The organism is Kutzneria sp. 744 (assembly GCF_000568255.1).
Lineage (GTDB): Bacteria > Actinomycetota > Actinomycetes > Mycobacteriales > Pseudonocardiaceae > Kutzneria.
In genome coordinates, this window is sequence record NZ_KK037166.1 from 5,952,053 (window position 1) to 5,971,954 (window position 19,902).

A 19,902-nucleotide genomic window follows, 5' to 3' on the forward strand; every position below is an offset into this window, starting at 1 on the left:
TTGCCGGATTTCGACCGCCGCCAACCGACGCAACCACCCACCCGAGCCGATGCGGCGGGCTAAATCCGGCTAGGGAAGGGAGCCACGAGCGGCCTCGCCCCGCGCGGGACGCGCGGCAATGTTTCAGTGACCGCCCAGGTTCAGGTGCAGGTCGTCGAGGTTCGCGACCTCGTCGGCCGGCGGGGCCTGCACGTCGACCTTGCCGCCCCAGTCGGTGTAGTGGATCTTCGAGGTGTACTTGTCGCCGGCGACGGCGGTCATCTGGAGCGGCAGGTTCTCGCTGTTCAGCCACAGGTCCACGGTCATCGGCTCGACCGCGCCGGACAGCTGCGGCGGCAGGTCGGACTTGGCCTTGGCGGTGTCCACGTCGACGGTGTAGTGGGTGACGGCCTGGCCGTCCAGCGTGGTCTTCTCCGTCTTGGTGACCTTGCCGCCCTGCGAGATCTGGTTGAGGAACGTGGTCGGGTCGCCCTGGGTGGCCAACTGGTCGAGACCGCCGTCGATGAGCTGGGACAGCGAGTCGTCGCCGCCGCCGAGCCGGATCCACGTCTTGTCGGTGCCGAGGTGGGACCGCAGCGCGGCCGGCGGCTGGATGTAGACCACCTTGTCGGCCAGGCGCATCTCCATGGCGCCGGCGGCCGAGCCGACCTGCATGGCCATCTGCGAGGCGTCGCCGCCGAACTGGCCCTGACCGGTCATGGTCACGTGCATGCCGCCGGCGTCGACGGTGGCGTCGATCTTGACGGTGCGGCTCTTCGACGTGCTGTTCTTGGCCATCGCGACCAGCTGCACGGCGTCGGTGGCGGTGGCGGTGTCGCCGATCTTGGCCATCGGCGCGCCCGCCTGCTGCGCGTCGCATCCCCCGAGCACGACCAGAGCGGCGACTCCCACACCCACTAAGGACTTGCGCACTAGCTCATCTCCTCATCGGAAAAGTCGGTCGAGCACGGTCGCCACCCCGTCCTCCGCGACGCTGCCGGTCACCTCGTCGGCGGCCTGTCGAACGTCGGCCGCGGCGCCGCCCATGGCCACGCCCAGTGCGGCCCAGCGGAGCATCGCGATGTCGTTGTGTCCGTCGCCGAAAGCCACGGTGGCGTCCGGGGACACCCCCAGCTCCCTCCGGAGCTGCTCCAGCGCACTCGCCTTGGAGATGCCTTCGGCGACGACGGTCAGCCACGCGTCACTGTGATGGTCGTACGTCCACGTGACGCCCGCAATGGGTGAGACGTCCATCAGCTCGGCGAGTTGCGCCTTGGTGACACCGTTCCAGTAGGCGATCATGCGCGTGGTCGGGGTCGCGCCCAGCTCGTGGTCTTCGACCAGCCGGCGGGTGCCGGAGCCGTCGCCGGGATAGCCGGTGCTGACCCGGTTGCCGACGCCGGGCTCCTCCAGCGAGAAGGTCACGCCGGGCAACATGGCCCGCAGCCGGTCCATCACCGGGGCCGGCTCGAAGGTGGCCAGCGGGATGATTTCGCCGGTGGCCAGGTTGAGCCGCACCGCCCCGTTCGAGCACAGCGCGGTGCCGTCGGTGAAGCCGAGCAGCGTGACGACGGCGCGGACGCCGAGCACGGTGCGGCCGGTGGACAGCACGATGTGAGCTCCGGCGGCCCGGGCTCTGGCTATGGCGGTGTGCACGGCCGGTGAGATGGTCCCGGTCGAGTCCAGGATCGTGCCGTCCACGTCAAGGGCGATGAGAGCAGGGCGCACGACACGGAGCGTAACTACCTCCCCGGGGTGAATCCGCTGTGACCGCCATCACCGAAACGGAAACGAGTCGTTTCGGATAGTGCGCGCCGGCAACGGGGCCGGCGCCTACGGAAGCGGAGGGCGTCCGTGGGTCCTGTCGCACGCTCCTTGGCCGGGCTTGTCCTGGTCACGGCCACGATGATCGTCACAACCTCTGTCGCGTCAGCGAGCGAGTCCGCCGCCGGCCCGGCCCAACCCAGCATCATTTCCGCGGCGGTGTACGCCCTGGCTCATCCGACGGCGTCCCCACCGGGATCGAACGACTTCTCCTGCCGGCCGACCGCGGCCCATCCGCGGCCGGTCGTGCTGTCCAACGGAACCGGGGCCAACGCCTACGACGACTGGGCCGGGCTGTCCGGAGTGCTCAAGCGGGACGGCTACTGCGTCTTCGCGCCCAACCTCGGCGGTCCCGAGGGCGGGATGTTCCAGGCCATCGGCGACATCCCCACCGTGGCCGGCCAGTTCGGCCAGTACGTCGACAAGGTGCTGGCGGCCACCGGCGCGTCCAAAGTGGACATCGTCGGGCACTCCCAGGGCGGCATGATGCCGCGCTACTACCTGAAGTTCCTCGGCGGCGCGGCCAAGGTCGGCACGCTCGTCGGGCTGGCGCCGTCCAATCACGGCACGAACCTGGACGGCCTGGTCGACGCCGTGCGCTCCCTGCCGGGCGGCGGCGACTTCGCCGACGGGGTCGTCGGGGCCGTCTGCCCCGCCTGCGTACAGCAGGAGGTCGGCTCCAGCTTCCTGACCAACCTCAACAGCGGCGGCGACACCATGTCCGGCGTGAACTACACCGTCGTCGCCACCCGCACCGACGAGGTCGTCACGCCCTACACCTCGGCCTACCTGACCGGGTCGACGGTGACCAACCACCGATTGCAGGACTACTGCCTGGTCGACGGCACCGAGCACATCAACATCACCTACGACCACATCGCGATCCAGCTGGTGCGCAACGCCCTTGACCCGGCGCACGCCTGGACGCCCAACTGCCTGACGTAAACAGGGAACCCTGCCCTGGTCCGGCCCGGTCTCACACGTCGCCGGGTCGGACCAGCCCCGTCTCGTAGGCCAGCACCACGGCCTGCACGCGGTCCCGCAGCTCCAGCTTGGCCAGGATGCGGCCGACGTGCGTCTTGACCGTCGCCTCGGACAGGAACAGCGTCTTGGCCAGCTCCGTGTTGGACAGGCCCTTGGCGATCAGCACCAACACCTCGCGCTCACGTTCGGTGAGCACATCCAGCACCGACGCGTCGCGCAGCTCGCCGCCGCCGGACGGGCCGAGGAAGCGGTCCAACAGGCGCTTGGTCACGCTCGGCGACACCACCGCGTCGCCGCTGGCCACCGCCCGCAGCGCGGACACCAGGTCGGCCGGCGGCGTGTCCTTGAGCAGGAAGCCGCTGGCCCCGTTGCGCAGCGCCGACAGGGCGTACTCGTCCATGTCGAAAGTGGTCATCACCAGCACCTTGGCGGTGCCGGCCTCGGCGATCTGCTTGGTCGCCTCGACGCCGTCCAGCCGCGGCATGCGCACGTCCATCAGCACCACGTCGGGCCGCAGCTCATCGGCCAGCCGCACCGCGTCCACACCGTCCGCGGCCTCGCCGATCACCTCCAGGTCCTCCTGCGCGTTGAGCACCATGCGGAAGCCCATCCGCATCAGTTCCTGGTCGTCCACCAGCAGAACTCGGATCACGCACATCAGACTAGGGGGCCCTGCGCGGAGCCCACCGGCAGCACCGCGTGGACGCGCCAGCCGCCGCCGGGGCGGGGCCCGGCCTCCAGGCTGCCGCCGAGCACGCCGGCCCGTTCCCGCATGCCGATCAGCCCGTTGCCGCCGGACATGCCGGCCAGCTCGCGCGGCGTGCCGAAGCCGTCGTCGTCGACGACCACCTCGATCTTGTCGTCGGCCCTGGTCACGAACACGTCGGCCGACGCGCTGCCGCCGGCGTGCTTGAGCGAGTTGGTCAGCGCCTCCTGCACGATCCGGTACACCGACAGGCCGACGCCGGCGGGCAGGTCCTGCACGTCGCCGCGCAGGGTCAGGCTCACCGGCAGGCCCGCGCCCCGGACCTGCTCGGCCAGCTGCGGCAGCGAGCTGGTGTCCGGCTGCGGCAGGCGTTCGGTCTCGCTCTGCGAGTCGTTGCGCATCAGGCCGAGCAGCCGCCGCAGCTCGCCCAGCGCCTGCCGGCCGGTGTCGGAGATCGTGCTCAGCGCCATCTGCGCCATCTGCGGATCCGACTGGAGCGCGTAGCTGGCCCCGTCGGCCTGCACGACCATCACGCTCACCGCGTGCGCGACGACGTCGTGCAGCTCACGGGCGATTCGCGTGCGTTCCTCGGCGACGGCGATGCGGGCCTGCTGGTCCCGTTCGACTTCGAGCAGCTTGAGCCGTTCCAGCAGCTCGGCGTTGAGTTGTCGGCGGGCCCCGACGAACTCCCCGACCGCCCAGCAGAAGCCGAAGATGCAGAAGATCATGAAGAGCGAGAAGACGACGTACTGCGGATCCCGGATCCGCCACACTTCCCACAGGGTGGTGCCCAGCAGCAGCCAGGCCGCGTAGATCAGGCCCTGCCGGCGGCCCACGTAGGCGACCATCGTGTACAGCGCGATGCCCAGCGCGAAGTCGGCCGGCCGCACCGGCACGCCGGTCATCTCGCCGTACGGGCCGTAGTCCACGTTGTGGGTGACCAGCTGCACGAACGCCGCGACCAGGATGATGTTGCTGGTCAGCTTGGGCCGGGCCCGCCGGAAGATCAGCGGGCCCCAGAGGAACAGGCCGACGAGCAGGTACACCCCCCGCGGTGTGCCGGCCAGGTTCTCGACCGTGCTGGCCAGGTCGGGCAGGCCCAGCAGCCCGGCGATCAGGGTGTCCCCGACCACCGGGTGAGCACGCATCCACAGGCTCAGCCGTCGCACGCCCCCAGCCTAGGATCGCCACCTGCCCGTCAGCGTCGCCCTGGGGTATCACGCACAGCTACTACCCCAGAATGAGTGATCCACTGGGCCGCCATGGCACCATCAGCCGGGTGACCTCCTCCCTGGCCGGGCCGCTGTCCGCCGCGGTGGCGCGGCTGGTGCAGACGCTGCGGCCACAGGTCGGTCCGGCCACCGCCGCCGGCTTCGACGAGGTGGGCCGCCGGCTGGCCGCGCCGTTGCAGGTCGCCGTGGCCGGCCGCATCAAGTCGGGCAAGTCCACGCTGGTCAACGCCCTGATCGGGCGGCGGGTGGCGCCGGTCGGTGTCGGCGAGTGCACCCGGCTGGTGACGCGGTTCCAGTACGGCGCGGTGGACCGCATCGAGGTGGTCGGGGTCGACGGCTCGCGGCGGGTGCTGCCGTTCGACGCCGACGGCATGATCCCGGCCGACCTGGACATGGACATCGAGACGGTGTCCCACCTGGAGGCGTATCTCACCAACGACGTGCTGCGGGAACTGACCGTGATCGACACGCCGGGGCTGGGCTCCCTGGACGCCGATTCGGTCGCGCGGACCGAGAAGCTGCTGGACCAGGTGTCGCAGGACGCGGTGGCCGGCGCCGAGGCCGTGCTGTACGTGTTCACGCAGACCGTGCGGGCCGACGACCAGGAGACCTTGCGGGCCTTCACCGCGGCGACCGCCGGCCGCGACGCCGGCCCGGTCAACGCCATCGCCGTGCTGAACAAGGCCGACACCATCCCGTCGGAGTCGGTTGCCGGCTCCGACGGCGACGTCTGGCGGACGGCGGCGATCCTGGCCGGCCGGCAGGCCGTGACGCTGCGGCCCCGTGTGGCCGACGTGCTGCCGGTGATCGGGCTGTTGGCCGAGTCGACCGAGTCGGGGGCGTTCACCTCGGCCGACGCCGACGCGCTGCACGCCTTGGCCGAGCTCGACGAAGCCAGCCGGCAGACCATGCTGATGTCGGCGGACCTGTTCACGACCTGGGAGTGCGAGGTGCCGACCGCGACCCGGGCACGGTTGCTGGCCAAGCTCGACCTGTACGGCATCGACCGCGCCGTGGCGGCCATTCAGGCCGAGCCGGGCATCACCGCCGGGGCCCTGCGCCGGGCGCTGCTCGATGCCTCCGGCCTCGACGCCGTCCGGGCGAAGCTGGACGGCGTGTTCCGGGCTCGGGCCGACGGCATCAAGGCCGCCGCCGCGCTGGCCTCCGTGACGGCGCTGGCGGCCGGCGATCCGGCCGAGCGCAAGCGGGTCAACGACGCCATCGAGCAGCTGCTCGGCCGGCCCGAGGCACACCAGCTGCGGCTGCTGGAGGCGCTGACGTTGATCACCGCCAACGCCGTGGCGATGCCCGAGGACCTTGCCGAGGAAGTGCTGCGGGTCGGCGGCTCCGGCAGCGTTCCCGAGCAGCTGGGCCTGGTCGGCCGTCCGCCGCACGAGCTCGTCGCCTACGCGCTGGAGCGGGCCGGCTGGTGGCGCTCGTTCGCTTCGTTCGGGGCCACTCCCGCCCAAAGCCGGGTCGCGCACGTCGTGCATCGGGCATATTTCCTCATCTGGCAGCAGTTGAGGGGGGCCGGTGGAGGCTGAACAGGCGCTGGACGAGCGCCGGGCACTGATCGGCATGTGCCTGTACGCGCTGGACCGAGCCCGCAGCGCGGGCGTGGTCGAGCGGCTGGAAGCCGGGCTGGCCGAGGTCGGCGTGCGAGCGGTCCGCCCCGACGGCGAGCGGTTCGACCCGTCCGTGCACGAGGCCGGCGGCACCGAGGCCACCGATGATCCGGCGCTGGTCGGGCTGGTCGCCGAGACCGAGGTCCCCGGCTTCGTCGACCGCGGACAGTCTTTGCGGGCCCCGATCGTGATCGTCTACGTCGGGCGGACAGTGTCATTGGGGTCTGGCTCGTGACGCCGACTCCGCAGCTGCCGCAGATGGTGAAGCAGGCCCGGGAGCGGCTGGCCGCCTTGCTGCGTGAGCACGACAAGCGCGCCGCCGACCAGGTCGACAAGCTGCTGGCCGGCCGTGATTCGACGCCGTCGATCGTGGTTGTCGGCGAGACCAACCGGGGCAAGAGCTCCCTGGTCAACGCGTTGATCGCGACGCCGGGGCTGTCCCCGGTGGACGCCGACGTGGCCACCGCAAGCTATCTCGTGCTGCGGCACGGCGAGTCGTGGGCGGCGCGGGCCTGTTACGCCGAGCCGATCGAGTTCCCGATCGAGGACCTCGGCCGCTGGATCACCGGCGTCGAGCAGCAGCCGCCACGGCACGTGGACGTCCAGGCGCCGATTCCGTTGCTCCAGCGCCTGTCCATTGTGGATACTCCGGGTGTCGGCGGGCTCAACTCCATGCATGGGGAACTGGCCGCGGAGGCCGCCGCGACGGCGACGGCGTTGCTGTTCGTGGTGGACGCTTCCTCGCCGTTCACCCGCGGCGAGCTGGATTTCCTTGCCACGGTGGGAGAACGCGTCGAGACGGTGCTGTTCGCGCTGACCAAGGTGGATCAGTTCCGTGGCTGGCGGGAGATCCTGGAGGCCGACCAGAAGCTGCTGGCCGAGCATGCCCCGCGGTTCGCCGGCGCGAAGTTCCACGCCGTGTCGCCGCGGCTGTTCGAGATGGCCGCCAAGGCGCCGAACGCCTCCGCGGCCGCGCTGCTGCGGGAGAAGTCCGGCGTCGGCGAGCTCCAGATCGCTGTGCAGGAGCTGGTCGTCGGCCGGTCGCTGATGCTGGCCGAGGCCAATGCCCTGCGCACGTTGACCACCGCCATCGGCGAGGTCGTGGCGCGGCTGCAGGGATCCGTGCGGGCCCTGGACACCGGGCACGAGGAGGCCGACGCGCTGCGGGCCCGGCGCGACAAGCTGGCCACCGAGCGCAAGTCGTCCACCCGCAGCTGGCAGGTCAAGCTGCGCACCGAGGTCCAGCGGGCGCGGCTGGAGTCCTCGCACGAGGTCAGCCGGCAGATCCGGGATGCCCAGTCGTGGTTCCGGCAGGCCATCGACAGCGCCGGCAAGGACGCCCTGGCCGCCCTGCCGCAGCAGCTCGACGCCGCCTTGCAGGTCATTTCGGCGCGGATCACCGCCGTGCTCACCGATCGTCTCGGCCGGGCCGCCGACGCCGCCCTGGCCTCGTTGTTCTCCGCTGCCGAGCTGGCGGTGATCCGGGCCCAGTTCGCCCGCGGCGCCCATCCCCCGGTGGTTCTCCGTGCGCCGGAGAAGCGGGCCGCGACGGCCGAGGACCGGCTGCTGGTGTTCATGGGCATCTCCGGCGGCATGGGCGCCGGCCGCATCGCCGCGCTGCCTCTCGCCGGCATCGGCGTCGCCGCGTTGAATCCCATCGTGCTGCCCGTGACCATCGTGCTCGGTCTCGGCGCCGGCTACTGGATGGCCCGCACCCGCAAGCACCTGGCCGACAAGCAGCACATGCGGCAGTGGCTGTCCGATGCGCTGGCCGACGCCCGGTCCACCCTCGACCAGCTGGTGTCCGAGCAGCTCATCGACGCCGAGGGGCAGCTGTCGCTCGCCCTCGACGAGGCGCTGACCAGCCGCGTCGAGGCCATCGAGGACGAGCTGCGCGAGGTCGACAAGGCCCTCAAGCTCGACGCCGCCGAGCGCTCCGCCCGCCTCCAGGCCGTCGGCCAGCAGCTGGCCGACGTCGTCTCCGCCCGTGACCGCGGCGAGGCCCTGCTCGGCGCCATCCGTCAGCTCCGCGACCGTGGCTGACTGGTTGTGGGAACCGATCCGCCCTACCGTGAGTCCAACCAGGAACACAGGGCGGATTCGGGGGTAGTGCGGTGTACATCGACAACACTGGCGACGACGGTCACGAGCTGAAGATCGAGATCGACGGCCACGAGTACACCGAAGAGGCCAGCGAGAGCTACCACCACGACGGCGCCATGGACACCGCCGAGGTCGACGGCGACGACGGGCGGGTCGACTACACCGACACCGACCACGACGGCACCGCCGACCTGGCCACCCGGTACGACGACAACGGCCACCAGATCAGCCAGTCCCACTTCGACGCCGCCTCCGGCCAGTGGACTGCGGCCACCGGCGGCTCCGCCCCCGCCGGCTCCATGACCGTCGACACCGCCCATGGCGACCAGAACGTCGGCCCCGCCACCGCCGACACCACCAACAGCGGCCACAACGACACCGCCGTGGTCACCGACGCCTCGGGCAACACGTTCCTCTACACCGACACCGACAGCGACGGCCGGGCCGACTACGCCATGGAGATCGACACCAAGGGCCAGGTGACCATCTCCGAGCACACCGGCGAGCATCAGTGGACCCAGGTCGAGCACGGCCACATCGACGCCGGCGGCAACTACCAGAAGGACACCGCCGAGGGCGTCCTGGAGTTCGGCGCCGACGACCGCTCCTGGGGCGGCGGCAACGACCAGGGCGCCGGCGGCCAGCGCATGATCAGCACCGACTCCACCACCGGCGAGTGGTCCTGACCCGGGGCGTGCGCAAGCGGTAGTGGCGGCGGTCGCAGGTAAGGCAGGACACATCCCCGATACCATCCGGTGTCGGGGATGTCTCGTTTTCTCATCGCATTTCGTGGGGTTGATCCACGTGGTCCGTGATGGTCTGAACCAATAGGTATTCAGAAACGATTCCGGAGTGACCGGCGTTACAGGGTGGAAGCGCTCTCATTGATCGGATTTGGGGGTCTTGGCGTGCTCGAAAAGAGTGCTGAATCGATTCCTTGATCGCTTATGTGAGGTGGCTGACAGGTGAACGGTCGGCCACTCCCGCGTAACCCCGATACAGTTGGGCATCCCCTAAACACCTCACACCCGGACGCCGCCGGGTGTGGTTGCGCATTTCCACCACGGACGCCGTCGTCTGCAACAGGGACAGCGGCGTCCCTGTGCTTTCGTCCGGCACACCCCAGGGCAGGAGACGAGATGACCGCACTGACCATCCCCGGTCTCGACCAGGCACCGACCACCAACGAACGGCTGCTGACCTGGGTGCAGGAGGTGGCCGAGCTGACCACCCCCGAGCGGGTGGTGTGGGTGGACGGCTCCGAGGAGGAGTCGGAGCGCATCAACGCGGCCCTGGTCGACGCGGGCACCTTCGTGCCGCTGAAGAAGAAGCCGAACTCGTACTGGGCGGCCTCGGATCCGACGGACGTCGCTCGCGTCGAGGAGCGGACCTTCATCTGTTCCGTGGACCCGGAAGACGCGGGCGCGACGAACAACTGGATGAACCCGGCCGAGATGAAGGCCATCATGACCGAGCTCTACCGGGGCTGCATGCGTGGTCGCACGATGTACGTGATTCCGTTCTGCATGGGGCCGCTGTCGGCCGAGAAACCCATGCTGGGTGTGGAGATCACCGATTCCGAATACGTGGTGGCCTCGATGCGGATCATGACCCGTATGGGGGCCAAGGCGTTGGCCCGCTTCACCGATGACGCGGAGTACGTGGAGGCGCTGCATTCCGTGGGCGCGCCGCTGGAGCCGGGTCAGGACGACGTGGCGTGGCCGTGCAACGACACGAAGTACATCACGCAGTTCCCGGAGGAGCGCCGCATCTGGTCCTTCGGCTCGGGCTACGGCGGCAACGCCCTGCTGGGCAAGAAGTGCTACTCGCTGCGCATCGCCTCGGCGATGGCCCGCGACGAGGGCTGGCTGGCCGAGCACATGCTGATCCTCAAGCTGATCTCGCCGGAGGACAAGGTCCACTACATCGCGGCCGCCTTCCCGTCGGCCTGCGGCAAGACCAACCTGGCGATGCTGGAGCCGACCATCCCGGGCTGGCGCGTGGAGACGCTGGGCGACGACATCGCGTGGATGCGCTTCGGCGAGGACGGCCGGCTCTACGCGGTCAACCCGGAGTACGGCTTCTTCGGCGTCGCGCCGGGCACCGACTACCACACCAACCCGAACGCGATGCGCACCATCGCCAAGGGCAACTCGATCTTCACCAACGTGGCGCTGACCGACGACGGCGACATCTGGTGGGAGGGCATGGGCGAGAAGCCCGCGCACCTCACCTCGTGGAAGAAGCAGGACTGGACGCCGGAGTCGACGGAGCTCTCGTCGCACCCGAACTCCCGCTACTGCACGCCGATGCAGCAGTGCCCGATCCTCGCGCCGGAGTGGGACGACCCCCAGGGCGTGCCGATCTCGGCCATCTTCTTCGGCGGCCGCCGCGCCACCACGGTGCCGCTGGTCACCGAGTCCCGCGACTGGCAGCACGGCGTGTTCATGGGCGCCACCCTGTCCAGCGAGACCACGGCCGCCGCGGTCGGCCAGGTCGGCGTGGTACGCCGCGACCCGATGGCCATGCTGCCGTTCATCGGCTACAACGCCGGCGACTACTTCAACCACTGGATCCAGCTGGGCAAGAACGCCAACGCGGAGAAGCTGCCCAAGATCTTCTACGTGAACTGGTTCCGTCGCGGCGAGGACAAGGGCTTCCTGTGGCCCGGATTCGGCGAGAACAGCCGCGTGCTGAAGTGGGCCATCGAGCGCCTGGAGGGCACGGCCGCGGCCGAGGAGACGCCGATCGGTTACGTGCCGACGCCGGCCGACCTCGACCTGACCGGCCTGGAGGCCTCGACCGACGAGATCGCCGCCGCGCTGGCCTTCGACGCGCAGGAGTGGCGGGCGGAGCTGCCGCTGATCGAGGAGTGGTTCGCCAAGATCGGCGACAAGCTGCCGACCTCACTGCGTGACGAGTTCGAGGCCCTCAAGCAGCGCCTGGGCTGAGCAGGCACACTTCGGCCGGCGCGGGAGTCCCGACGATGTGACTCCGGCGCCGGCCGTTCTGCTCGGAAGGCGGCATTCCTGGCATTGAACGCCAGGAATGCCGCTTTCCAAGCATCTCCAGGGTGTCCGCCGTACGAGTGAGCAACCGGACACGGGCGTCCGGCGTCCTCCTCTTGAAGGAGGAGGTGCCCAGTGATTTTCGCGGCGCTGGCCATGCTGGTGCTCGCGGCGATCGCCCTACCGATGGCGACCATCGCGCTCTCCAGATCGGCCCAGAAGACCACCGTCGCCGACGGGGAGCAGGACTCCCCGCCGACGACGACAGATCAGCTCGAGCTCGGCAGCGACCCGGCCGCCGCGCGGTAGGCGGCGGCCTTGTCCACCACCGAGACCGGCGCGGCCTGGGCCGGGATCGGCAGCGGCACGCCGGCGCAGGTGCTGTCCCGCGGCGGCACGACGCCGTCGACGATGAACGACTCGACGGTGTTGTCCACACACGTGTTGCCGGTCGAGGCGTAGACGCCGTGATCGCCCTGGCCCTGCACGGTCAGCAGCCGGGAGTTGGCGAACGCCTTGTGCGCCAACACCGCGCCCTCGTACGGCGTGGCCGGATCGTGCGTGTCCTGGACCATCAGGATCGGCGGCAGGCCACGGCCGTCGGGCGTGGGCATGCGCAGGCTGGGCCGGTGCCAGGACAGGCACGGCTGGCTGATCGTGGAGTAGCCGATCAGCGGGTACTTCTTGCCGGACTGCCCGGAATCCCGGATCAGGGACTGCTTGTCGCCGTGCCACGCGGTGTCGTTGCACAGGATCGACGTGAACGTGGACAGGAACGCGTCGGCCGAGATCGGCTGCAGCGACTGGGTGGCGTGCGCGGCGAACGCGCCGCCGCCGACGACCGACTCCAGCACGGCGAAGTTCTGCGCCAGCACCGTGAAGTTGCGGGACGAGTACATGGCGCCGACGATCATGTTGTCCAGCGCGACGCCGTTGTACGTGGTGCCGCCGATGACCGGCGGGGCGGCCGCCATCTTGGCCCGCAGCTGCTCGTACATCTGGTTCACGGCCGCGGCGGTGGCGCCGAGGTGGAAGGTCGAGTCGTACTTGGCCGCCCAGGGCTGGAAGTCCTCCTGGAACCGGCGCTGGAAGCCCAGCGGCTGCCAGGCGAACGAGTCCTGCCAGTCGGTGGTGAAGTTGGTGTTGGAGTCCAGCACGAACCTGCCGACCCGGTTGGGGAAGTAGGTCGCGTAGTAGGCGCCGAGCCAGGTGCCGCCGGAGTAGCCGACCCAGTTGATCTTGTCGCGGCCCAGCAGGGCGCGCAGCAGGTCCAGGTCCTTCACGGTCTGCTCGGTGTTCACGAACGGCCCGAACTCGCCGCCGAACTGCTGGCAGTACTGGGCGGTCAGCCTGGCCGAGTTGATCAGCAGGTTCAGGTTGCCCTGGCTGCGGTCCCGATAGTCCAGGGTGGACCCGATGTCCAGGCCGCCGTTGCAGGTGGTGTTGCTGCTGTCGCCGGTGCCCCGCACGTCGAAGCCGATCAGGTCCTGCCCGGCCGTGAGCTTGGTTCGGCCGAGGAAGGACAGCGGCATGGTCAGGCCGGGGCCACCCGGGCCGCCGGGGTTGAGCAGCACCGAGCCGACGGACGTCCCGGTCGCCGGCAGCTTGCTCACGGCGATGGAGATGTCCGGGTGGGCGCCGGGATGACTCCAGTCCATCGGCGCCGAGAAGGTGCCGCACAGCAGCTTGTCGCTGCCGGCCGGCAGGCCCGGCGGCACCGGGTTGAAGCACGGTTTCCAGGCGATCTGCTGGCTCAGGTACTTGGCCGGCACGCTGGGCGCCGCCGATGCCGGCGAGGCGACCAACAGCGTGGCGCCGGTGGCCGCCGCCAGCGCGACGGCGAGTAAGGATCTACGCACTCGAGCCCCCTTCAGCACGATCAGAAGGGGGCAGCTCATCGCGTCGGGGCCGGGCAACGGCAGGGCCGATGGTCGGATTTGCGGTGACTCTTGACCGGATGCCGCCCGCGAACGGACGGCACCCGGCGACCGATCAGGTGATCAGCGGGTGTGCTCGGCCAGCAGCCGGGTCGGGTCGATCTTGGGGGTGGCGGCCTTGGCCGGGTCCGGCAGCGGGGTCGCGGCGCAGGTCAGGTCGTAGCACGGTGATCAGTCGCGAGCCGGCGAGCGCACGGTGGGCCCGCACCCCACCCTCGTACGGCGCGGCCGGGTTCGTGGTGCCGTGGATCATCAGCATCGGCTGCACCCCGCGCCCGTTCGGCGTGCGGAGGCTGCGGAGAGCACGGCGGCTAGCAAGGTCCTGCGCATACGAGGTCCCCTCAACTCACGGTTCGGAGTGCTCAGCTCACCGTGCGTCGAAGGGTGCTGTCACCGCGGTCAGGCCGGAAGGGGACGGTTTCCGATGTTCTGGAGTCGCGCGCCGACCGGTCGGGCAGCTTCGGCGTAGCAGATGAGGTTGGTGTAGCCCTGCGACCAGGCCTGCCGGGTGTCCGGGGCGCGCCAGGTGTAGGTGATGTCCGACCGCGAATCCGTGCCCAGATAGCTGGTCAGCTCCTGCGAGCACCGGGTGCGGGCGACCTCGTTGATGGTGTCCGCGGCCGGCATCGGATCGGTGGAGCGGCCCAGCGCCTGCACGCCGGGCATGGCCTCGCCGAGGTGCGGCTTGTCGCACGGGCCGAATTTCAGGGTCTGGCTCTGCGACGGCGAGGAGACCGTGCAGGTCTGGTACCGGGCGAAGCCGGCGCCGGTCAGCACGTGCTTGAGCGAGCCGGTGATGGTGATCGGATTGCCGGCGGAGTCGATCTGGGTGGCCGCGCAGACCAGCCAGCGCTCGCCCTGGGTCCAGGCCTCGGCCTGCGGCCAGAACGCCCAGGCCTGGAGGTCGGTGGCGTCGGCGTCGTGGCTGCCGAGGTACTCGGCCAGCGCGTCCCGGCACGGCGGCAGCGCGGCCTTGGTCATGGTGGTGTCGTCGGGCGGCGAGCTGGGCAGCCCGTCGGGCAGGTCGCCGATGAGCGTCACCTCGCCCTGGTGCGGATCGACGCAGGTCACGGTCTTGTGGGCAGCGTCGATGCAGGCCCCGACGGCCGGCAGCGCGTCCCGGCTGACGCCGCCGCTGTCCACCCGCGGCATCGGCAGCGGCGCCGCGCCGCCGGCGTTGTCCGGGGAGCTCGGCGTCGCGCTCGCGGGCTGGGACAGGTCCGTGGCCGGTCTGCCGCAGGCGCCCACCATGCCAACCGATGCCAGCACGATCACCGCCAACCAGCCGCCCCGCACCATGGACCTCCTCGTCCGAATCGCCTATGGGTCGTTCGACCGTACCGGCTCAACCAGCAGGCAAGCTGGCAGTGACCTGAGGGATGCTCCGGGCAGGCAGCATCCCCCAGGTCGGGTTACCCAGTTCAGCTCAAACCACTCACCGCGGCCGTGACCAGTGCCACGGTTTGGTCGGCGATGGCGGTGCGGCGCGCCTCGAAGACCGCGTCGGTCAGCGCGGTCGAACCGGCCGGCTCACCCAGCACAGGCGTGTGCAGGTGCCCGCCACGCACGGCCGTGGCGCCCAGGCCGATGCGCACGCGGTTGGACCGGTACATGCTCTCGTTGGACAGGTAGTCGCCGCCGCCACCCTGCGCGGCGACCTCACCGGGCTTGGGCTGGTCGGTGCGGCAGACCTGCTGGCCGGTGCCGGGGTGCGAGCTGTCCGACCAGACGCAGAACAGCAGGTCGAAGTTGACCTTGTAGCTGCCGGTGGGCGTGGCCTGCATCTGCTGGTACGGCAGCGTGGTCTCGATGAACGAGTCGGTCGGCTGCGGCCAGCCGGCGGCGGCCGGGACGGGGCCGGTGGCGCCGACGTTGTTGTTGTCGGGGAAGCCGCCGCGCCAGCCGCCGGCCCAGCGCTCGATGTCGAACTGGTCGGGGCGGCCCTGGCTGATGGTCATGATCATGTCCGGCCGGCGGGCGGTGTCCTGGATCGCCGTGCCGTAGGCGGCCTCGACGATGCCCTGGTCGAAGTAGCCCCAGACCACCGGGAAGGTGACCGCCTGCACCACGGCCGGGCCGGTGGGTGTGCTGATGGTCAGGCCGTCCAGTTGGAGCGCGGACGCGCCGGCCGGGTTGGAGATGCGCACCCCGGTGCCGTCCAGCTCGAACGGGTCGAAGCCACTGACCATGATCTTCTTGACGCCGCCGCCGGTCGGCAGCTTGTCCGAGTTGAGGCCGCGGGAGCCGTGGTCGAGCGCGGTGAGCAGGGCGGTGCGGTCGGCAGCCGACAGGGCGAAGCGCGGCTGCCACTGCCGCAGGGCCTTGCTCATCTGGAGTCGGGCCCAGTACAGCGGGCGGTCGTCGTGGGGGTCGAGCGTGCCCATGCCGGGGCGGCGGCCCTGGGCGCGGTCGACGGCGGTCTGCCAGAGGTTGTCGCCGGCGGCGGTCACCAGCTGCCGCGCGGCCGACGTGGACTTCGTCGCGCACAGCTTGGTGGTGAGGTCGCCGACCAGCGGGTCGAAGCCGGCCTGGCTGACCAGGGTCGGGCCGACGGCGGGGCCGCCGGCCGGCATGGTCGAGGTCAGCCGCTGCTCCTCGACCGTGAGCTTGGCGTTGGCGTTGAAGCACTGCGCCGCCGGCTCGGCCTGGGCGACAGCGGGACTGAGCAGGGTCAACGCGAGCACTGCCGGGGCTAAGACGTGAATTTTCTTCGTAATCGCCACCTGAACGAGTGTCGTGCATCCGTGCGTAGAGCAACACGGCAAGTAGTCGGGTTTCCGGGCGGAGGTCATGCGTGGCACGCAGAGGCTTGGCCGGCGACGTGGCGATCGTCGGAGTGGCGGTGCTGCTCGCGTCCGGTGTGCTCGTCGCGGTGGCGGCCCCGAACGCCAAAGTGCAAGCGTTTGCCCACGAACTGACCGGCGGTGATGATCCGCCCGCGGTGCCGCTGCCCGGCCCACAGCCGAGGGCCTCCACGGGCGCGCCGACGCCGACCACCGCCGTCCGGGCGCAGATCACCGTGCAGACCGACGCCACCGGCCGGATCGTCGGGCTGCTGCCGCAGACCCCGCTGCCCTCGACCGGCGGCAGCTCCCCGCTGGCCGCCGCCCAGTCCCACCTGCCCGACATCGCCCAGGTCTGGCAGGTCGACCCGGATTCGCTCCAGGTGGCCGACGTGCGGCCGGTGCCGTTCGGCACGGTCGTCCGGTACCAGCAGACGATCAACGGCGTGCCGGTGCTCGGCGGCCAGATCGTCGAGGCGCTGGGCAAGGACGGCTCCCTGGTCAGCGCGGTCGGCAAGACCGCACGGGCCCGGTCCGGCGACTTCCCCGTCGACCCCTCGCGGACCATCCGGGCCGCCGGGCAGAAGGCCGTCACCGCGACCGCCGACGCCAAGAAGCTGCCGGCCAAGAACCTGAACGTGCAGTCGACCGAGCAGTACTGGTGGGATCCGACCCTGGGCGGCGTCACCGGCGCGGCCGTCGCCAAACCGGTCTATGTGGTGCACATCCGGGGCGCCCAGGCCGACCAGCAGTGGTCCATGGTCGTCGGGGCCACCCACACCGACGTCGTGCAGTCCTGGTCGGAGACCCGGGAGGCCACCAACCGGGACGTCTGCGACGCGCGGCGACGGGTGGTCAGCGGCAGCCTGACCTCGATCCGCTGCGGCACGGCGTTCCCGGTCGTCCGCAACGAGGCCGGCGGCAGCGGCGCGGGCGACGTCGGCAACGTATTCAAGTTCTTCGGCGACGCGCAGAACTTCTACGCCCGGTTCACCGGCCTCGACCTGACCACTCTGATCGGCGCCGACTACGGCGACGGCAACGGCAAGGCCATCCGCGGCACGGTCCGGGTCTGCGTCACCGGCGACCGCTGCCCCTTCCTCAACGCCTTCTGGGACGGCGAGCAGATGGCCTTCGGCGAGGGCGTGACCACCGAGGACATCACCGGCCACGAGCTCACCCACGGCGTCACCCAGCACACGTCGGGCCTGCAGGGCGGCCAGGCCGACGCCATCAACGAGGGCATGTCCGACGTGTTCGGCAAGTTCATCGGCATCACCGCCGCCGACCCCAACGACGCCGGCGCCAATCGCTGGTTCATCGGCGCCGGCTCGGCCATCGGCGTCATCCGGGACATGCGCAACCCCCAGCGGTTCCAGCAGCCGGACCGGGTCAACGGCCCGTTCTGGGTGACCGACAACCCCGATGTGCACGCCAACGACGGCGTGGTCAACAAGGCGGCGTTCCTGATCACCGACGGGGCCGCGTTCAACGGCCGGACCGTGCGCGGGCTGGGCGTGACCAAGGCGGTCGAGGTGTGGTTCGGCGTGGAGAACCTGCTCACGCCGCGGTCCACCTTCCAGGACCTGGGCAACGCGCTGAACATCTCGTGCCGGGCCAACCTCGCCTCGGGCGTCGCCGGCATCACCCAGGACGACTGCGCACAGGTGGCGGGCGCGGTCGGTGCCACCCAGCTGGATCAGGCGCCGAGCTGACCGAATCCGTGGTCTCGGCACCTCGACGGTCACAATTCAGACACCTGATCACCTGATCGGGGCGGCCACGATCATCCCGGCTTAACATCCGCTTCATTCACGATGCCGGGAGGAAGCCATGCCGAGTGAACCGCCACCGCGGCGGTGGAACCCGTGGAACCTGTTGCTGCTGGTCCCGCTGCTGATGTTGATCACGCCGTGGTACAACTTCGACGGGCCTCGGGTCTTCGGCCTGCCGTTCTTCTACTGGTACCAGTTCCTGTTCGTGCCGGTGGGCGTCATCTGCGTCGGCGTGGTCTACGCGAAGAGCAAGGGTGAGCGCCGATGAGCACCGATCAGGTTGTGCAGCTCGTCGTGTTCCTGGTGCTGTTCGTGCTGGTCGCCGTGATGGGCTTCATGGCGTCGCGTTGGCAGGCCGGCAGCACCCTCGACCACCTCGACGAGTGGGGCCTGGGCGGCCGCAAGTTCGGCGCCTGGGTCACCTGGTTCCTGGTCGGCGGCGACCTCTACACCGCGTACACCTTCGTCGCGGTGCCCGCCCTGATCTTCGGCGCCGGCGCGCTCGGCTTCTACGCGCTGCCCTACACCGTCGTGCTGTACCCGATCATCTTCCTGCCGCTGCAGCGCATGTGGTCGGTGTCCCGGATGCACGGCTACGTCACGCCGGCCGACTTCGTGCGCGGCCGCTACGGCTCCTCGCTGCTGGCGCTGCTGATCGCCATCACCGGCATCGTCGCCACCATGCCGTACATCGCGTTGCAGCTGGTCGGCCTGGAGTCGGTGCTGCGGACCATGGGCGTCAACGGCAGCGGCCTGCTCGGCCACCTGCCGCTGTTCATCGCCTTCGTGATCCTGGCCGTGTACACCTACCAGTCCGGCCTGCGGGCACCCGCGCTGATCGCCTTCGTCAAGGACGCGCTGATCTACCTGGTGATCATCGTGGCGATCATCTACCTGCCGGCCAAGCTGGGCGGCTGGGGCCACATCTTCGACCAGGCCTCGACCGCGCTGGCCAAGACCAACCCCACCACCGGCAAGCCGTTCGGGTCCACGCTGCTCGGGCCGACCAACCAGCTCCAGTACGCCACGCTGGCCCTGGGCTCCGCGCTGGCGCTGTTCCTGTACCCGCACTCGATCACCGGCATCCTGGCCTCCAAGAGCCGGACCGTGATCAAGAAGAACATGGTCGCGCTGCCGGCCTACTCGCTGGTGCTGGGCCTGCTGGCGCTGCTCGGCTACGTCGCGCTGGTGTCCGGGGCCAAGCCCATCGTCAACCAGGCCACCGGCAAGCCCGACTCCAACACCATCGTGCCCGTGCTGTTCGGGCAGCAGTTCCCCGCGTGGTTCGCCGGCATCGCCTTCGCCGCCATCGGCATCGGCGCCCTGGTGCCCGCCGCGATCATGTCCATCGCCGCGGCCAACCTGTGGACCCGCAACATCTACAAGGAGTACTTCCACCGCAACGCCACCCCCAAGCAGGAGGCCACCCAGGCCAAGCTGGCCTCGCTGGTGGTGAAGTTCGGCGCCGTCGCCTTCGTGCTCTTCGTCGACCCGCAGTTCTCCATCGACCTCCAGCTCATCGGCGGCGTGATCATCCTGCAGACCCTGCCGGCCGTGGCCATCGCGCTCTACACGCGCTGGCTGCACCGCTGGGGCCTGGTCGCCGGCTGGATCGTCGGCATGGGCTGGGGCCTGTACCTGCTCTACACCATCCCCAACCCGGCCAACGGCCACCTGCACTTCGGTGGCTCGGCCCTGGCCGCCGGCAACATCTCGCTGTTCGGCTGGCACCCCTTCGCCGGCTCGACCGTGCAGATCTACGTCGGCGCGGTCGCCCTGGCCGCCAACCTGATCATCGCGGTCGTCGTCACGCTGATCGCCCGCCAGGCCAAGTGGTTCAACGGCCTCGACGCCACCAACAAGGCGGACTACGACGCCGACGACGGCAACCCCAAGCTGAAGGAGATCGCGATCCACTGACCCGAGTTATGCAGGGAAGGACGCCT

The 19,902-nt window shown here is 70.1% G+C and carries 16 protein-coding genes and 2 pseudogenes; 10 read left to right on the forward strand and 8 right to left on the reverse strand.

What is annotated here, in order from left to right; all coding sequences use genetic code 11:
- Positions 1-123 precede the first annotated feature (123 nt).
- Both KUTG_RS26920 and KUTG_RS26925 read right to left on the reverse strand, forming a co-directional pair.
- Positions 124-912 carry an SCO4651 family lipoprotein gene (locus tag KUTG_RS26920; protein ID WP_157494787.1) on the reverse strand — a complete coding sequence of 263 codons (789 nt, stop codon included), beginning with the start codon at positions 910-912 and terminating at the stop codon, positions 124-126.
- Between the two features lie 12 nt (positions 913-924).
- A complete protein-coding gene (locus KUTG_RS26925) occupies positions 925-1,707 on the reverse strand; it encodes an HAD family hydrolase (RefSeq protein WP_043720648.1) in 783 nt (260 codons plus the stop codon).
- 255 nt (positions 1,708-1,962) lie between these two features.
- Here KUTG_RS26925 and KUTG_RS26930 point away from each other — a divergent pair, with 255 nt between their 5' ends.
- Positions 1,963-2,748: an esterase/lipase family protein gene (locus KUTG_RS26930; RefSeq protein WP_232240966.1), complete on the forward strand. Its 786-nt coding sequence runs from the start codon at positions 1,963-1,965 to the stop codon at positions 2,746-2,748.
- A 31-nt stretch (positions 2,749-2,779) separates the two neighbouring features.
- On the opposite strand, the gene KUTG_RS26935 is transcribed toward KUTG_RS26930, so the two are convergent.
- On the reverse strand, positions 2,780-3,439 hold the full coding sequence (locus KUTG_RS26935) for a response regulator (RefSeq protein WP_043730756.1): 660 nt from the start codon (positions 3,437-3,439) through the stop codon (positions 2,780-2,782).
- A gap of 5 nt (positions 3,440-3,444) precedes the next feature.
- On the reverse strand, positions 3,445-4,662 hold the full coding sequence (locus tag KUTG_RS26940) for a sensor histidine kinase (RefSeq protein WP_369794516.1): 1,218 nt from the start codon (positions 4,660-4,662) through the stop codon (positions 3,445-3,447).
- A 71-nt stretch (positions 4,663-4,733) separates the two neighbouring features.
- Here KUTG_RS26940 and KUTG_RS26945 point away from each other — a divergent pair, with 71 nt between their 5' ends.
- The 6 genes and pseudogenes from KUTG_RS26945 to KUTG_RS59000 all read left to right on the forward strand — a co-directional run bounded on the left by KUTG_RS26945 (position 4,734) and on the right by KUTG_RS59000 (position 11,770).
- A complete protein-coding gene (locus KUTG_RS26945; RefSeq protein WP_052395458.1) occupies positions 4,734-6,269 on the forward strand; it encodes a dynamin family protein in 1,536 nt (511 codons plus the stop codon).
- Positions 6,253-6,585: pseudogene (locus tag KUTG_RS26950) on the forward strand (nucleotide exchange factor GrpE); the annotation flags it as partial. The gene KUTG_RS26945 and the pseudogene KUTG_RS26950, both read left to right, overlap by 17 nt.
- Positions 6,586-6,608: 23 nt before the next feature.
- Positions 6,609-8,393 carry a dynamin family protein gene (locus KUTG_RS26955; protein WP_043730762.1) on the forward strand — a complete coding sequence of 595 codons (1,785 nt, stop codon included), beginning with the start codon at positions 6,609-6,611 and terminating at the stop codon, positions 8,391-8,393.
- Between the two features lie 71 nt (positions 8,394-8,464).
- Positions 8,465-9,139 (forward strand): hypothetical protein, encoded by a 675-nt coding sequence (locus tag KUTG_RS26960; RefSeq protein ID WP_043720651.1) that lies wholly within the window; start codon positions 8,465-8,467, stop codon positions 9,137-9,139.
- Between the two features lie 453 nt (positions 9,140-9,592).
- The gene (locus KUTG_RS26965) at positions 9,593-11,404 is read left to right on the forward strand and encodes a phosphoenolpyruvate carboxykinase (GTP) (RefSeq protein WP_043720654.1); all 1,812 of its coding nucleotides are present in this window, start codon (positions 9,593-9,595) and stop codon (positions 11,402-11,404) included.
- A 192-nt stretch (positions 11,405-11,596) separates the two neighbouring features.
- Positions 11,597-11,770, forward strand: coding sequence for a hypothetical protein (locus tag KUTG_RS59000; RefSeq protein ID WP_157494788.1), 174 nt, complete (start codon positions 11,597-11,599; stop codon positions 11,768-11,770).
- On the opposite strand, the gene KUTG_RS26970 is transcribed toward KUTG_RS59000, so the two are convergent.
- From KUTG_RS26970 to KUTG_RS26980, 4 genes and pseudogenes are all read right to left on the reverse strand, one after another.
- Positions 11,731-13,320 (reverse strand): alpha/beta hydrolase, encoded by a 1,590-nt coding sequence (locus KUTG_RS26970; RefSeq protein WP_052395459.1) that lies wholly within the window; start codon positions 13,318-13,320, stop codon positions 11,731-11,733. The genes KUTG_RS59000 and KUTG_RS26970 overlap by 40 nt on opposite strands.
- 133 nt (positions 13,321-13,453) lie before the next feature.
- A pseudogene (locus KUTG_RS65335) lies at positions 13,454-13,672 on the reverse strand (alpha/beta hydrolase); the annotation flags it as partial.
- A gap of 125 nt (positions 13,673-13,797) precedes the next feature.
- Entirely contained in the window at positions 13,798-14,697 is a 900-nt protein-coding gene (locus KUTG_RS26975) for a septum formation family protein (protein ID WP_052395460.1), read from the reverse strand.
- A gap of 122 nt (positions 14,698-14,819) precedes the next feature.
- A complete protein-coding gene (locus tag KUTG_RS26980) occupies positions 14,820-16,082 on the reverse strand; it encodes a pyroglutamyl-peptidase I (protein WP_157494789.1) in 1,263 nt (420 codons plus the stop codon).
- A 110-nt stretch (positions 16,083-16,192) separates the two neighbouring features.
- Here KUTG_RS26980 and KUTG_RS26985 point away from each other — a divergent pair, with 110 nt between their 5' ends.
- The 3 genes from KUTG_RS26985 to mctP all read left to right on the forward strand — a co-directional run bounded on the left by KUTG_RS26985 (position 16,193) and on the right by mctP (position 19,876).
- Positions 16,193-17,896 (forward strand): M4 family metallopeptidase, encoded by a 1,704-nt coding sequence (locus KUTG_RS26985; protein ID WP_084579833.1) that lies wholly within the window; start codon positions 16,193-16,195, stop codon positions 17,894-17,896.
- Positions 17,897-18,014: 118 nt separating this feature from the next.
- Positions 18,015-18,224 carry a DUF3311 domain-containing protein gene (locus tag KUTG_RS26990; protein WP_052395462.1) on the forward strand — a complete coding sequence of 70 codons (210 nt, stop codon included), beginning with the start codon at positions 18,015-18,017 and terminating at the stop codon, positions 18,222-18,224.
- A complete protein-coding gene (mctP, locus tag KUTG_RS26995) occupies positions 18,221-19,876 on the forward strand; it encodes a monocarboxylate uptake permease MctP (RefSeq protein ID WP_043720655.1) in 1,656 nt (551 codons plus the stop codon). The genes KUTG_RS26990 and mctP overlap by 4 nt, the downstream gene beginning before the upstream one ends.
- Positions 19,877-19,902: the final 26 nt, after the last annotated feature.